The organism is Corynebacterium sp. CNCTC7651, from assembly GCF_021496665.1.
In the GTDB taxonomy this organism is placed as follows: Bacteria; Actinomycetota; Actinomycetes; order Mycobacteriales; family Mycobacteriaceae; genus Corynebacterium.
In genome coordinates, this window is the sequence record NZ_CP071246.1 from 2,284,349 (window position 1) to 2,299,850 (window position 15,502).

Here is a 15,502-nt window from a genome sequence, read left to right on the forward strand (position 1 = left end):
CCGCCCCTACAACACTAGGTTCACCAGGACCATGAACAGCGCGGTGCCACCGAGGATGGACACATCCGCGCGGCGGCGCCACCACTGCAGCACCAGCGTGAACACCAGCGAGACCAGCGCCGCACCAAGGCGCGCGGGTTTGTCCACGTAGCCCACCAGGGTGTACACCACCAACACCGTCATCACACCCACCGGCATCATCGTGCCCAGGAATGCGATGAACGGGCTGCCCTTCAACGCCTTGATAAGGGAGAACGGCAGTGCACGCAGCAGCACGGTAATCAGGCACGCCGGTACGAGCACCGCCAGCGTCATTCCCAAAGTGACGTGCTCGGGCAGACCCAGGACGCCGGGCGTCGTGAACACACTCACCCCTTCCGCCTCCACGTCAAGGCGCTGTCGATCTTGGGTGACCAGAAACGCACCAGCAAGACGGCGAAGTAGGCCAGAAGCGCGACAACCGCCACCTGGCCAGGCACCAGCACCGCGGCGATGAGCGCCAGCGTGCCCGCGATCAGCGGGGCGGAGTAGTCGCGGGACGCGCCGAAGGAGTCCCACGCCAGCACGGCGAACAATGCGGTGAGCGCAAAGTCCATGCCCTCCAGGTCCGGCGGCAGGACGTAGCCAGCCAGCGCTCCGACGATGCCCGCGATAATCCACAGCGCCTGTATAAAGCCGATGATGGAAAGCAGTCGAGCTGACGTGAGCGGGCCGCGGGCGTGGGCGGCGGAGCCGACGGCGTAAGCCTCATCAGTCAGCGCGTAGGTGGCGTACGCACTTGGGAGACCGGGGCGCACCACGTGGCGCGGGAAGGTGAGGCCGTAGAAGATGTGGCGGAAGTTCACCATGAAGGTGGTGAGCGCGGCCGTCCAGACACCCGCGCCGGTGAGCACGAGGTCGATGGCAAGGAATTCCATCGAGCCCGCGAAAATTACTGTGGAGAAGATCGGGGTCCACCACCACGCGAACCCCGCCTGCGCCATCAACAACCCGAACGCCAGACCCAGGGGAACGAGTCCGAGGGCGACCACCCACGCGTCCTTGACGCCCGCGCGTACTTCCGTCAATGTTTCACGTGAAACGGCCACGTTTGCCCCCGGGCTAGTTGTCTTCGATATCTGCGGGGAAGGTAGCGAAAAGCGGCAGCGGCATAGCCTGCCTGCGCATCACGTCGCCCCACAGATCCGCCGAACCCGGTGCGATGACGTCGGACGGCAGGGCCGGGGTGACGTACCAATCGCCGCGCTGAATCTCCTCATCCAACTGGCCGGCCTCCCACCCGCCGTAGCCGGCGAAGACACGGATGCCCTCGAGATCGTCGGCAAGCACGGAAGGCTCCGCGCCGAGGTCGATGTGCACCAGCTTGTTTGCCAAGCGGGTGAAGTGGGGATGGTTGGCAATGTCCACGCCGAGCTTGGTCACCCCGAGGCCGATGGCGGACTGCGGGGACACCGGTCCACCCACATACACCGCCTGGGGCGAGGCGGCGAGATCGGCCCAATCCGGCATGACGTTGAACAGCGCGAGCTCACTGCGACGGTTCAGCACGACGCCGATGGTGCCGTCCGCATCGTGCTCCAGCACCAGGACTACCGTGCGGGCGAATTCGGGGGAGAGCATGCCGGGCGCGGCGAGCAGCAGCATGCCCGGCGCGGGCTCCTCCCGCTCGAGGGCGTTGAACAAGCGGTCCGCGTAAAAGTACTCAGGCATGCTCCTGCTCCTCCCCAGGTTGACCGGACTGCTGGCCGGACTGCTGGCCTGGCTCCTGACCAGACTGCTGTGCAGCCCACCACGCCTTGAGCTCCGCCACGGCTTCATCGTGGTCCAGCTCGCCGCGCTCCAGGCGCAGCTCCTTCATGTACTTCCATGCCTTGCCCACCTCCGGGCCGGGCTTGAGGTCCAGGATCTCCATGATCTGGTTGCCGTCCAGGTCCGGGCGCACCCGCGCAAGGTCTTCCTTCTCGGCGAGTTCCGCGATGCGGTCCTCCAGGTGGTCGTACGTGCGCTGGAGGCGGCGGGCCTTCTTCGGGTTGCGGGTGGTGCAATCCGCGCGCACCAGCTTGTGCAGCTGGGGGAGCAGGTCGCCCGCATCGGTGACGTAGCGGCGGACGGCGGAATCGGTCCACTGCCCCTCGCCGAACCCGTGGAAGCGCATGTGCAGATACACCAGCTGGCCGATGTCCTCCACCATGTGCTTCGGGTACTTCAGGGCCTTGAGCCGCTTGCGGGCCATCTTCGCGCCAACCACCTCGTGGTGGTGGAAGCTCACGCCGCCGCCCTCTTTCACGGCGCGGGTATCCGGTTTACCGATGTCGTGCAGGAGCGCCGCCCAGCGCAGCTTCAGGTCCGGCTCCGCATTCGGGTCCGCCGCCGCCTCAAGCTCAGTGGCTTGGCGCAGCACGGTCAGCGAGTGGCGGTACACATCCTTGTGCTGCATGTGCTCATCCTGCTCCAGCTGCAGCGCCGGCACCTCAGGCAGCACGTGGGCGGCCAGCCCGGTCTGCACAAGCAAGTCGATGCCCTCCCACGGCCGCGCGCCGGCCATCAGCTTGTCCAGCTCCGCCTGCACGCGCTCCACGGTGATGCGGCCGATTTCATCCGCCATGTCCACCATCGCGTCGAACACGCGCGGCGCCACCTTAAACCCGAGTTGGGAAACAAAGCGGGCAGCGCGCAGCATGCGCAGCGGGTCATCCCGGAATGACACCTCGGGCGCCTGCGGCGTGTCCAGTAGGCGCCACCGCACGTCCTCCAACCCTCCGACGGGATCGTGGAAAACGGGTTGCAAAGAGCCGTCGACAAGCAAAAGCTCAATGGCCATGGCGTTGCAGGCGAAGTCGCGCCGCACCAGGTCGCCTTCGATGGTGTCGCCGAAGGTGACCTCAGGGTTTCGCGTCACGCCGTCATACAAATCGGCGCGGAAGGTGGTGATTTCCACCTGCTCCCCGTGCTTCACCGCGCTGACGGTGCCGTATTCAATGCCGGTGTCCCAGGTTTTCTCGCCCCACGCGTCCAGGATCTCGCGGATCGTCTCCGGCCGCGCGGAAGTGGTGAAATCAAGGTCGTGCCCGATCTTGCCCAGCATGGCGTCTCGCACCGGCCCGCCCACCAGGTACAGCCGCTCCCCGCGCTCGGCGAAGGCGGCGGCCAGGGGTTCCAGCAGGGGCTTTTGCTTCTCGACGCCTGCCACCACCCGCGTCATCAACACCGCGGGCGCATTGGGGTCATCGGCGGGCGGCAGGTCAAAGACATCCGGGTACGTTTCAGGAGCTGTCACCCGTCACACGTTACCCGGCTGATTCGCGCCGGTTAAATACCACAAGCCCGCGCGGGGCGGATACGATAAGGCGAATGACGGACAACACACGGCCCGTCCCGGGCGCCTCTGCACCCCGGGACGCATCCCAGGGCGAGCAGTCGCGCCCGGGGGGCGGTGGGTCCGGTGACGGTGGGGGAGACGATCGCCGCCCGCGGCGCCGCCGCAGGCGTGGGCGCGGCAAGGGCCGCGGCCAGCAAGGTTCGGGCCAGCAGGGTTCGGGCCAGGGCCAGCACGGCTCGGGCCAGCAGCGCGGGCAGGGCCAGCGCGGCCAGCAGGGTTCGAACCAGGGTGATCAGCACCGCTCTAGCGACGGCGATAAGCGCGGGCAGCGCCAGCAAGGCTCCGGCCAGAGCCAGCAGGGCTCCAAGCAGCACAGCGGCAAGCGGAAGGAGCAGCAGGCTTCAGGCAAGCGGACGCAGTCCAACACTTCGCCGAAGCCGGGCAACGCACGCCGCCGCGGCTCCAAGCCCGGGCCGCGCCCGACGCCATCCAGCCGCACCGGGTACCAGCACCGCCGTCCGGCGCAGCACCAAGAACAGCATGATTCCTTGATAGAGACGCGGGACGAAACATCCGCCGGCGGTCTGGTGGTCTCCGGCATGGCGGAGGCAGTGGCGCCCAACGGCGCGGTGGACCTCAGCCAGATTTACGCCGCGCTGATTGGCCGCCTGGACCGGCGCGGCCGCCTGCTGTGGTCCATGCCTAAGGGCCATGTGGAGGACGGGGAGCACCAGTGGCGCACGGCTGAGCGCGAGGTGTGGGAGGAAACCGGCATCCGCGGCGAGGCCTTCGACACGCTGGGCACCATCGACTACTGGTTTGTGTCTGACGGCGTGCGCATCCACAAGACGGTGCACCACAACCTGCTGCGCTACGTGGACGGGGTGCTGAATGATGAGGACCCGGAGGTCACCGAGGTGACGTGGGTGCCCATGAGCGAGCTGATTGAGCGCCTCGCGTACGCGGACGAACGCAAACTCGCCCGCATCGCCGTCGACCGCATGCCGGACCTGGCAAGAAAGGAAGCTGAGGCCGGAAGGGCGACCCCGCGATGACGGCCTTTGCCCGCAGGGCCCGCTCTGCAGCCGCGGCGGTGTGCGCCGCCCTCGGTATCACCGCGGCGCAGGTGCCGGTCGCGGGCGCGCTGCCGGTGCCCGTGGACCCGACGAATCCGGAGGTAGCGGAGCAGTGGGCCAATCCCGCCATCCGCGCGGGCGAGGGGAAGCGGGCGGAGCTTGTGCTTGTCGACGTTCCCTCGAAGGCCGAAAACGGCATGTTTCACGTGAAACTTCGCGTGACCAACACCTCGGACGACACGCTTGAGGGCCTAACAGTCACCCCGCGGCGCGGGCCGGCGACGGGGTCGGTGTGGGACCAACGGGTGGCCACGGTGGCGTCGATAAGCGAATATGCCACGGTAGGCGCACGCCGCGAGCTGGGCACCCGCCTTGGCCCCGGCCAATCCCGGGAGCTGACGGTGGAGCTCGGCCCGGACACGCTGCCGCTGCCCGGCGCGGCCGTGTACCCGCTGCTGTTTCAGCTGACGGATGAGGACGGCCAGACGCTGGACACCGAGCGTTTCCACCTGAGTGTGCCGGCGGAGGATCGCCCGCTGCGCCCAGACGGCGCGCACCCGGCGGGCGTGACTGCGCTGTACCCGATCAGCGCGCCGGTGGACATCCTCCCCGGCGAGACGGGCGAGGCGCCGGAGGATCCGCAGCTGGTGCTCGCCTCCGAGACGCTGGCGGGCGAGATCGCGCCGGGCGGGCGCCTGGACACGCTGGTGGAGACGTACCGCGAGGCCACCCAGAACCCAGAGGTGGGGCTGGCAACGTGCGCGGCGCTGGACCCCGCCCTGATCGACGTGGTGGACCGCATGAGCCGCGGCTACATCGTGGCGGAGGAGCGCGAACCGGCGGTGGAGGAGCCGAAGCGTCTGCGCGACAGCTGGGGCGACAGCGCGATCGACCGCGGCACACCCGGCACCGGCTCCGCGGATGCGGCCGCCTGGCTGGACAAGGTGCGGGACATCTCCGCCACGGGTTGCACCGTCGCCCTGCCGTGGGCCAACACCGACCTCAACGCCGTGGCGCGCACGGGTGATCCGTGGCTGATGCGTGAGGCCATCGAGCGCGGCCCGTTCGTGCTCGGGCGTGTGTTGGGCAGTACCGGCACGATGAACACCGTAGTGCCAGGCACCGGGTACGTCGCCGCGGACACCGTAGGCGCCCTCGGCTGGGCGGACCACACGCGCTCCACCATCCCAACCGAGGGCCTGAGCGGCTCGTGGGAGCGCGCCGTGGCGCACCAGCGCGAGGTGGCGGCAGCGGGCGGGGAAGACGCCGCGGGCAGTCGCCCGGCCGGCCGCAGCCAAAGCTCGCTGGAGCAGCGCGACCTCGCGGCCCCCGCCTGGGCCGCCGCGCCCGCACCGGAGCACACTGTCAACGTCCTCGTGCCCTACGGCGCGGTGGACGCGGAGGCGCCCGCGGCAGCACCGAACGCCGAGGACCCGCACGCCGCGCCCCCGCCTGCCGCGGACCGCTTCGCGCAGCTTGCGCCGGGCATCATGGCGGTGCGTTACCAGGACTCCCTTGCCGCAACGTTGGCCACTGTCGGCGATGAGCCGGAAACAGCCGGTTATTCCAACGACGCCCTGCGCTTCGACTACACCGCCGATTCCGCGCAGGCCCGCGAGCTCAACGCCGCGGCCGCAGTGCAGCTAGCGGTGCAAGAAGCCTGGACGTACGAGGGCCAGCCGGCGAGCGAGCCCGTGTTCATCAACCCGCCCGCCGCCTGGGACGCCGATGCCGCCGCAACGCTTCTTGGCACCGTGGCGGAGTTGCTCGCCGGCGGAGCCGCGTACCCGATCGCTTTCGCCAGCTACATCACCCCGCCCGTCGGCACCGCAATTGGCACCGCCACCCGCGTGGGTACCCCGTACCCGGACCCGAGCACGTATTCCGATTCGGAGATCCTGGCCGCCACCCAACAGGCGCGCTTTATCAACGACCTCTCCACGCTGCTCGCCCCGGACCCCTCCATCGCCCTGACCCGCTACGGCTTCACGCTGCCGCTGCGCCGCGACATCCTCACCGCGCTAGCGCCCGCTGGCCGACGCTCCATCGAGGGCTACAACGACGCCGTCACCGCCACCAGCGAACGCCTCGCCGGCTCCCGCGCCACGTTGCAGGACCTGCGCGCATCCGTCACCCTCATCCCGCCCGGCAACGTGTACACGCGCACCAGCCCGTCCAGTCCACTGCTGATTGTCGCCCGCAACGGCATGCCGTTGCCAGTGGACACCGCAATCCGCTACTCCGCGCCGGACGGCGTGCGCCTCAACGTGCCAGAAAGCCTGCGCATCCCCGCCCGCGGGTCCGTCACCGTCCAGATGACGGCGGACCTCCCGCAAGAGGCGCGCAGCACAGACCTTCAGCTCTACCTCGCCGGCCCGCAGAGCCACGCCATTTCCCAACCCGTGGAAATCTCCGTGCGCACCCCGCGCCTGGCGCTGCGCGGCTGGGTGCTCCTCCTCATCGGCACCGCGGCGGTCGCACTCGCCCTGCTCTACAGCATCGGCAAACGCCGCACCCGCACCCGCGGCGCTCCTTCCACTGGGCCCCCGCTTATCGACGACACCTAACGCCCACCGCACCACACCAAAGCGAATGGAGATTCCCCGTGACCACACCGGACGAGACGCAGCCGCCCGCACCTGACCAAGGGTCCGGTAACGCAGCTCAGCCCCGCGCCGGGCTGCGGCGGCGCATTGTCACCCCGGCTCCGCCCGCACCGGTGCCGGCACCGCGCGTGAAGAAGGCGGCCGCAAGCACCGCATCGGACGCGCCGGACCGCTCGTTGCTGACCACCAGCCCGAAGGGCGAGACCATCGCCCCGCCGGCCACGGCAGACACCGTGGTGGCGATGGGGGATGAGGGCACGGAGCTGGCCACCCAGACCGCCGTGGCAACCATGGAGGCCAAGCACGGCCAGGCCGCGGTAGCAACAGGTGCGGCGGAGTCCGGGGCCGGGGAGTCCGGGGCCAGCGCAGGTGCAGCCGGGGAGGGCGACACCTCCGGCGAGGGCACTTCCAACACCCAGGTGGTGCGCGCGACCGGGTCGATGGCCATTGCCACGTTGATCTCCCGCATCACCGGCTTCATCCGCACCGTGCTCCTGGGCGCCGCGCTGGGTCCGGCGGTGGCGTCCGCGTTCAACACGGCGAACACGCTGCCGAACCTCATCACGGAGATTGTCCTCGGCTCCGTGCTCACCGCCCTGGTGGTGCCGGTGCTGGTGCGCGCGGAGAAGGAGGATGCGGACCACGGCGAGCGCTTCGTGCGCCAACTGTTCACGCTGACGCTGACGTTGATGACGGTGGTCACCATCCTGGCCGTCATCGCAGCGCCGCTGCTGACCAGGCTGCCGCTGGAGGATGACGGCAAGGTCAACATCGTCCAGGCCACATCGTTCGCCTACCTGCTCCTGCCGCAAATCTTCTTCTACGGCATGTTCTCCCTCTTCATGGCCATCCTGAACACCAAGGAGCACTTCCGGCCCGGCGCGTGGGCCCCGGTGGCCAACAACATCGTCGCCATTGCGGTGCTGCTGCTCTACATGGCGCTGCCCGGGAGCTTGAACCCGGCCGCCCCGGCCTCCGTCAGCAACCCCCACGTGCTCCTGCTGGGTGTGGGCACGACGCTGGGCGTGGTGGTGCAGTGCCTGATCATGCTGCCCGCGCTGCGCAAGCTGGGGATCAACCTGAAGCCGGTGTGGGGTATTGATGATCGCTTGAAGCAGTTCGGCGGCATGGCGCTGGCGATTATCGCGTACGTGGCCATCAGCCAGGCCGGCTACTTTGTCACCACCCGCATCGCCTCGCTGGCATCGGAGAGCGCGCCGTTTATCTACCAGCAGCACTGGATGCTGCTGCAAGTGCCGTACGGCATCATCGGCGTGACGCTTCTGACCGCGATCATGCCGCGCCTGTCCCGCAACGCCGCGGACGGCGACCACGCGGCGGTGGTGCGGGACCTGACCCTGGGCACCAAGCTGACGTTCATCGCGCTGATTCCCATCATCGTGTTCATGACGGCGCTGGGCCCCGACATCGGCCACGCGCTGTTCGCCTACGGCGCCTTCGACGCGGAGGCGTCGCGCAACCTGGGTCTGACCATCAGCTTCTCCGCGTTCACGCTGATCCCGTACGCGCTGGTGATGCTGCACCTGCGCGTGTTCTACGCCCGCGAGGAAGCGTGGACGCCGACGCTGATCATCGCCGGAATCACCGCCACCAAGGTCGTGCTGTCCTACCTGGCGCCGCGCGTGGCCGACAGCCCGGAGCACGTGGTGGTGCTCTTGGGTGCCGCCAACGGCTTCGGCTTCATCGCCGGCGCGTTGATCGGTGCGCTCCTGTTGCGCCGGAAGCTGGGCACCCTGCAGATGCGCACCGTGCTGCACACCTCCCTGTGGGCGTTCGGCGCCGGCCTGGTGGGCATTGCCGCCACGCTGCTGGGTCGCTGGCTGGTGCGCGGCGTGGCCGGCATCGAGATGGCGGACGTGCTGGGGCGCATGGCAGGCGTGCCGTCTGTGGGCCTGCTGATTGAGGTTGTCCTGCAGGGCATTGTGTTTGTGATTGTCACCGGCATGGTGCTGGCGCGCTCCGGCCTGCCGGAGGTGCAGAACCTGGGCCGTGCCCTGGCCCGCATCCCGGGCATGGGCCGCTTTATCACGCCGGATGAGGACCGCGCGATTGACACCGGCGAGGTGGATCCGCGCGACGTGTCCACCCAGTTCCTGGCCTCCGACACCTTCAACGCCTCTCCGGTGCCGCCGCCGATGTCCGCCGGTGTGGTCCGCGGACCGCGCCTGGTGCCAGGCGCAAGCGTGTCCGACGGCCGCTTCCGCCTGATCCGGGACCACGGCGCCACCACCGGCGCCCGCTTCTGGCAGGCCCGCGAGGTGGCCACCGGCCGCCCGGTTGCGCTGACGTTTGTGGATACCACCGGCGCCTCCCCGATGGCACCGGCCAGCCCGCGCGAAGCCGCCATCGAGGCCGCCGGCGTGGCGCACCGCACGAAGCTCCTTGCGTCCCTGAACCACCCGGCGATCGCGGACAACATCGAGGTCCTGTCCTACCGCACCGGCGCGCTAGTGGTGGCGGACTGGATTGAGGGCACCTCCGTGAAGGCCGTCGCGGAGAGCGGCCAGACGCTGCACACCGAAGCCGTGGCCAACGCGCTGGCGCCGCTTGCCGGGGCGCTGGTGGCTGCCCGCACCGCGGATGTCCCGCTGGGCCTGGATAACCGCCAGCGCCTGCGCGTGGACACGGACGGCAAGATCCGCCTCGCCTTCCCGGCAGTGCTGCCCAACAACTCCCCGCAGCGCGACGCAACGTCCTTCGCCTCAGCTCTGGAGCTCTTGACCGCAGACGTGAACTCGGATGCGCTCGCGGAGCTCACCCGCAACACCCGCGCGCTGGTGGATGCGGAGGCGATTGAGACCCAGGACTTCCGCGACATCCAGACTGCCCTGCGCCGGGAAGCGAACCTGCCGGGCACGGTGACCGACGCGGTCCTGGAACCGGCCGCAGCGTCCGCCTCCGCAGACGCGTCCGCCGACGCCGCTGGGGATGCTTCTGCCCCCGCAACCGCGGAGCAGATCGCCTTCGGCGGCCAGGTTGGCGAGGAACCCGCGCCGGAGGAAAGCGACCCGGAGGCCCTGCGCGGCGGCTTTGGTTCCCGCCGCTACGGCCTGGTCACCCTCACGCTGCTCTCCTTCGTTGCGGTGGTCTCCGTGGTCATTATCGCGGCGCTGACCACCTACTTGATCGGCGTGTTCTCCGGCGAGGACACCAACAGCCCCGTGAACCAGGAATCTATCCAGAGCACCGACAAGGTCACCGACCCCACGGCGCAACAGCCGTCCTCGCTGCCCGTGATCATCGGCCCGCTGCGGGCGGAGACGGTGACCCTGGACAGCGACGCGAAACCCGACGCGCCGGGAACACCGGGTGCACCTGACGCCGGTACCGTCGCGGACATTGTGGACGGCGATAACTCCACCAGCTGGACCACCCCGCGCGGCACGCTGGTGGTGCTCCGCCCGGAGAACGAGCGGGCAGGTGGGTTCACGCTGGAGCACCTGCTGGTCACCACCGCCTCTGAGGGCGGGCCGTACAAGGTCTACGGCCTGCCGGAGGGCCACGGCGACGGCATGAACCCCGTAGACGGGCTCACGACGCTTTCCGACGAAATGCCGCTACTGGCCGAAGGCACCTTCCACAGCGGGCAAAACAACATCGACGTGGCGGGGGAGAGCCTGACCAACGTCAAGCTCGAAGCCGTCATGCTGTACCTCCCGCCGCGCGCTGACGCGGCGGACGGCGTGGGCAGCGCGACGCTGCGTGAGGTCTCGGTGATTGGGTACACGGACCGCAGATAAGCAGGGGCCCAGCAGCGGCGAGCGTGTCCACTGAAGTGTGCGCTCGCCCCCTGCCGCGCGGTAAGGGTGCCCGGCATAGTTGAACCAGTACGCACTAAAGCGGGGGATTCAACAACAGCACAGGGGGACCACCATGCCGCACCGCACCGACCGGCAGCTCGCGCACGACTATCTGGCAGGCGATGAGCGCGCATTCAAGGTGATTGTGCTGCGTCACCGCCAGCGGATGTACTACGTGGCCCGCAACTACGCCCGGAATGAGCATGATGCGCAGGATATTGTGCAGGAGGCGCTCTTTCGAGCGTCGAAAAGCATGCATACCTACCGCGGGGACGCGAAGCTGAGCACCTGGCTGCACCGGACCGTGACCAACGCGGCGCTGGACCACCAGCGGCGGCTGCAGCGGCGCAGCAACATCGTGAGCTTGGACGACGGGGAAGCGGTGAGCCAGGACCACAACCGGTTTCTGGCGCACGACCCGACGGCGACGCTGGAGCATTTCCTGGCGCTGCGGCAGGCGGTGGCGACGCTGCCGGTGGCGCAGCGCAAGGCGCTTTTGCTTATCGACGTCTACGGCTACACCGTCGAGCACGCCGCCGACAAGCTGGGCGTGAAGCCGGGGACGGTGAAATCCCGGCGCCACCGTGCGCGCGAAAGCGTCACTGCGGCGCTGACTGAAACGATGCCGGCGCTGAGCAGCGCCGGGGCGGGAAGTTGACGCGGGCAAGTAGACTTTGGGGCTATGACAAACCCCGGTTTTATCACCCTTGGCGCAAACACCCAGGCCACGGCCGCGACGGAGGCCGCAGCCCCCGCGGCGACGAGTTCCCCGGACCAGGTGCACGACCTGATCATCGTCGGCTCCGGCCCGTCCGGATACACCGCCGCGATTTACGCGGCGCGCGCGGAGCTGAAACCCCTGGTCTTTGAGGGTTTTGAGTACGGCGGTGAGCTGATGAACACCACCGAGGTGGAGAACTTCCCGGGCTTTTCCGGTGGCGTTATGGGCCCGGACCTGATGGGGGAGATGCGGGACCAGGCGGAGAAGTTTGGCGCGGACCTGCGCTCCGAGCTGGTGGATAGCGTGGACTTTTCCGGCGACGTGAAGAAGGTGTACGTGGATGGTGAGGAGTACCGCGCCCACGCGGTGATCCTGGCCACCGGTGCTGCGCCGCGCCACCTGGGCGTGCCGGGCGAAGAGGAGCTGACTGGCCACGGCGTGTCCACCTGCGCGACGTGCGACGGCTTCTTTTTCAGGGACCACCACATTGCCGTGGTGGGCGGCGGCGATTCCGCGATGGAGGAGGCCACGTTCCTGAGCAAGTTCGGCTCCAAGGTGACCATTATCAACCGCTCCCAGAACTTCCGCGCCTCCAAGATCATGCTGGAGCGCGCCCGGGCGGACGAGAAGATTGAGTTCCTGCCGGACACCATTGTGGAATCTGTCATCGACGCTGGCGGCAAGGTCGGCGGCCTGAACGTGCTTAACGTGGCAACCGGGGAGCGCAGCGTGCTGGACGCTACCGCGATGTTCGTGGCCATCGGGCACGACCCGCGCTCCGGCTTCCTGGAGGGCCAGGTTGAGGTGGATGAGGGCGGGTACGTCACCGTGGCGGAGCCGTCCACCCGCACCAGCGTGGACGGCGTGTTTGCCTGCGGTGATCTGGTGGATAAGACCTACCGCCAAGCCATTACCGCGGCCGGTTCCGGCTGCCGCGCGGCGCTGGACGCGCAGCACTACCTCGCGGCGCGCTAACGCCCGCGCGGGAAGCGCCACTAGAGTGGGTGAAAAGCAAGATACGTCACCGAGAAGAATGCCGAGGAATCCAATGAGCGCACCGATCGATGTCACGCAGACCACCTTCAAGTCCGAGGTTGTGGAATCGGACGTGCCGGTGCTGGTGGATTTCTGGGCGGAATGGTGCGGCCCCTGCCGCAAGCTGGGCCCGGTGCTGGACGAGATTGCCCAGGAGCTGGACGGCCAGGTCAAGGTGGCCAAAGTGAACGTGGACAATGAGCGCACCCTGGGCGCCATGTTCCAGGTCATGTCCATCCCGACCGTCCTGCTGTTCAAGGACGGCAAGCAGGTGGATGAATTCGTCGGCGCCCGCCCGAAGTCTGAGATTCTCAAGCGGGTGCAGGCAAAGCTCTAAAGCCCGCGGCCGTAGACTGACCGTTGTTGTTATCCATTCGCACGAACTAGGAAGGGTGTAGACGTGCCTGACATTCTCCGCGTCGGTGATTCGAGCGCGCGTGTCGCGGAGGTCCGCACTGCTCTCGCCCGCATCGGCATGCTGGACAGCTACGCGGGGGATATCGAGGACTTCAAGTCGCGGAGCTTCTCCAAGCAGGAGATGCTTTTCGACGATGGCTTGGCCGATGCCATCCGCGCCTTCCAGCAATCTCGCGGCATTGTGCCGACGGGAGCGATCGACGACCTGACGTTGCGCGAACTGCGCGAGGCATCCTACCGCCTTGGTGCCCGGGTGCTGAGCTACCAACCCAACCAGATGATGGTGGGCGACGACGTGGGGGAGCTGCAGAAGCAGCTGCATGAGCTGGGCTTTTACCAAAGCAGGGTGGACGGCCGCTTTGGGCCGGACACGCACCAGGCGCTGGCGAACTTCCAGCTTGATACGGGTCTTGAGGACGATGGTGTGTGCGGGCCAGACACGCTGCGCGCCCTGAGCCTGCTGGGTCGCCGCATTACCGGCGGCTCCGCCGCGCAGATCCGCGAGCGTGAGCACGTGCGCCAGGCCGGCCCGCACCTTTCCGGCAAGCGTGTGGTGATTGATCCGGGTCTGGGCGGCAAAGAGCGCGGCATGGAGGTTGCCGGACGCTACGGCACCATCGATGAGGAAGCGATTCTGTGGGACCTTGCCCAGCGCATTGAGGGCCGCATGGTCGCCGCCGGCATGGAGACCATTATTTCCCGCACCCGGGGCGATAACCCCTCGGTGAAATCCCGCGCCGACCTGGCGAACAGCTTCGGCGCTGACCTGGTGATTTCCCTCAAACTGGATAGGTACCGTAATGAGAAGGCCCACGGCGTGGCCACCTTCTACTTCGGCTCGGAGCACGGCACCTCCTCCCTCGCGGGCGAGACGCTCTCCGGCTACATCCAGCGCGAGATTGCCGCACGCACCGAGCTGCAGAATTGCCACAACCACGGCCGCACCTGGGAGATGCTGCGCATGACGCAGATGCCCACCGTGGAGGTTGTGGCCGGGTACCTGACCAACCCAGAGGACGTTGCGGTGCTCACCGATCCGAAACAGCGCGACGCCATCGCGGAGGCGATTGTGGTTGCGGTGAAGCGCCTCTACCTGCTGGATATGGATGACCAGCCCACCGGCACGTACACCTTCACCGACCTGCTGCGAGAAGAGCTGGCTTAGACGCTGTAGCGGGTCATCCTCGTCTCGCCGCTGCGTGTGACGTGGCCGGCATCCACAAGTTTGCGCAGCGCGCGGTAGGCCTGCTGGGTGCTCAGACCCGCGGCCTCGGCGACGTCGCTGCTGGACATCTCGGTGCCCGCCGCCTGGAGCGCGTTGAAGGCTAAAAGCTCGTTGCCGGAGAGTTCCGGGGTGGGCTGGGGTGAAGGCGGGTTTGTCTCCTCTGGTCCATCTTCCCAGGTCACGGTTGCGGTGACAGCGTGGTCGTGGGAACCGTCGAAACGCACCCGCGCCCCGAGGCTCGGCAACCCGGCGCCGGCGCCCTGGGCGATACCCGTGTGCGCGATCGCGGTGGCCAGGTACAGCGAGCGAGGAGCATGCGTGGAGGCACCGGTCGCGGCTGCTGCGAGATCAACGCCCCGCGGGGCGCCGCCGGGGCTGGTCACCCGGGCACCATCTGCGTCGAGGCCGACGTAGACGGGGCCGGGAAGGAAATAGTCGCGGTGTAGCAGCGCGTTGATGACTAGGGGGAACGCGGGACCCAGGATCTCGCTGTTGCGCTGGATCGCCTCCAGGGTGAGCGCCAGCGGAGCACTGGAGCGCCAGGTGCGCGGCGCTTCTCTGCGATCCGCCACAACCACCTGGTGGTAGGGGAGGTGCTTGCGCAGCGCGTCTTGGGTGCCAAAGAGGGCAATAGCTCCGAGAGACACCGGCTCGATGGAATCGTCCAGGAATCCGAGAGCGCGGACCAGCCCCATGTCGTCTAACGAGGCCAAACGGGGGTCTTGACACATGTCCCGGTACACGGCGATGGCATTGGGGTCTAGGTCTTCGGCGCCCGCCCCGGCGGAAGGGGTAAGCGCCCAGTCCGTGCCGTTAGCGTCGCGGTAGCGGGTGAACAGATACGCCGGCTCCATCCCCACACACTCCGGCTTGCCTTGGGAGTTGAGGCGCCTGGTGCGGTACACACCCCACGCCGTGGCGACGGGCGTGTGTTGCGCGCGGGTGGTGATGGCCACCACCTCACGTCCGTCCACGTCCTCAATATCCACCGTTACCGGGAGGCCGGGGTAGGTGTGGCGGTACACTGCAGAGGCGAGCAACGCGGGATCCGTCCGGTCCCCGTGGAACGGATGGCAACCGCTCACCGTGCCGTCGTGATCTACGCCGATGAGTAAGGTGCCGCCCTCCGCGTTGGCCAGGCAGGCCATGATTTCAATCACGCGCCGCTCATTGATGTAGGCGGCGGAGACACGTCGAGCGAAGGCGACTGTAAGACCTTCACCAGCCGTGATCATCGCGCGGATATCCATCCCATCCATACGCGCAGTGTAACTGATTGAAT

12 protein-coding genes are annotated in these 15,502 nt (G+C 68.0%); 7 read left to right on the top strand and 5 right to left on the bottom strand.

Annotated elements, in window-relative coordinates; genetic code table 11:
* Window positions 1–6: 6 nt before the first annotated feature.
* From JZY91_RS10895 to JZY91_RS10910, 4 genes are read right to left on the bottom strand one after another with little or no spacing between them, the layout of a single operon-like run.
* A complete protein-coding gene (locus JZY91_RS10895) occupies window positions 7–315 on the bottom strand; it encodes a branched-chain amino acid transporter permease (protein WP_234949138.1) in 309 nt (102 codons plus the stop codon).
* Window positions 316–368: 53 nt separating this feature from the next.
* A complete protein-coding gene (locus tag JZY91_RS10900; RefSeq protein ID WP_234947873.1) occupies window positions 369–1,067 on the bottom strand; it encodes an AzlC family ABC transporter permease in 699 nt (232 codons plus the stop codon).
* A gap of 34 nt (window positions 1,068–1,101) precedes the next feature.
* Entirely contained in the window at window positions 1,102–1,710 is a 609-nt protein-coding gene (locus tag JZY91_RS10905; protein WP_234947874.1) for a YqgE/AlgH family protein, read from the bottom strand.
* Window positions 1,703–3,202 carry a CCA tRNA nucleotidyltransferase gene (locus JZY91_RS10910; protein WP_234949139.1) on the bottom strand — a complete coding sequence of 500 codons (1,500 nt, stop codon included), beginning with the start codon at window positions 3,200–3,202 and terminating at the stop codon, window positions 1,703–1,705. The genes JZY91_RS10905 and JZY91_RS10910 overlap by 8 nt, the downstream gene beginning before the upstream one ends.
* Before the next feature lie 149 nt (window positions 3,203–3,351).
* Between JZY91_RS10910 and JZY91_RS10915 the strand changes: the two genes are divergently transcribed.
* The 7 genes from JZY91_RS10915 to JZY91_RS10945 all read left to right on the top strand — a co-directional run bounded on the left by JZY91_RS10915 (window position 3,352) and on the right by JZY91_RS10945 (window position 14,160).
* Window positions 3,352–4,374: an NUDIX hydrolase gene (locus tag JZY91_RS10915; RefSeq protein WP_234947875.1), complete on the top strand. Its 1,023-nt coding sequence runs from the start codon at window positions 3,352–3,354 to the stop codon at window positions 4,372–4,374.
* The gene (locus JZY91_RS10920) at window positions 4,371–6,962 is read left to right on the top strand and encodes a hypothetical protein (RefSeq protein ID WP_234947876.1); all 2,592 of its coding nucleotides are present in this window, start codon (window positions 4,371–4,373) and stop codon (window positions 6,960–6,962) included. The genes JZY91_RS10915 and JZY91_RS10920 overlap by 4 nt, the downstream gene beginning before the upstream one ends.
* Window positions 6,963–7,000: 38 nt before the next feature.
* Window positions 7,001–10,762 (top strand): murein biosynthesis integral membrane protein MurJ, encoded by a 3,762-nt coding sequence (locus JZY91_RS10925; protein WP_234947877.1) that lies wholly within the window; start codon window positions 7,001–7,003, stop codon window positions 10,760–10,762.
* A 133-nt stretch (window positions 10,763–10,895) separates the two neighbouring features.
* Window positions 10,896–11,480 carry an RNA polymerase sigma factor gene (locus JZY91_RS10930; RefSeq protein ID WP_234947878.1) on the top strand — a complete coding sequence of 195 codons (585 nt, stop codon included), beginning with the start codon at window positions 10,896–10,898 and terminating at the stop codon, window positions 11,478–11,480.
* 24 nt (window positions 11,481–11,504) lie between these two features.
* Entirely contained in the window at window positions 11,505–12,518 is a 1,014-nt protein-coding gene (gene trxB, locus JZY91_RS10935; RefSeq protein ID WP_234947879.1) for a thioredoxin-disulfide reductase, read from the top strand.
* Between the two features lie 73 nt (window positions 12,519–12,591).
* The gene (gene trxA, locus JZY91_RS10940; protein WP_234947880.1) at window positions 12,592–12,915 is read left to right on the top strand and encodes a thioredoxin; all 324 of its coding nucleotides are present in this window, start codon (window positions 12,592–12,594) and stop codon (window positions 12,913–12,915) included.
* Window positions 12,916–12,978: 63 nt separating this feature from the next.
* On the top strand, window positions 12,979–14,160 hold the full coding sequence (locus tag JZY91_RS10945) for an N-acetylmuramoyl-L-alanine amidase (protein ID WP_234947881.1): 1,182 nt from the start codon (window positions 12,979–12,981) through the stop codon (window positions 14,158–14,160).
* Here the strand turns inward: JZY91_RS10945 and JZY91_RS10950 are convergent.
* A complete protein-coding gene (locus tag JZY91_RS10950) occupies window positions 14,157–15,479 on the bottom strand; it encodes an RNA-binding domain-containing protein (RefSeq protein WP_234947882.1) in 1,323 nt (440 codons plus the stop codon). The genes JZY91_RS10945 and JZY91_RS10950 overlap by 4 nt on opposite strands.
* Window positions 15,480–15,502 lie beyond the last annotated feature (23 nt).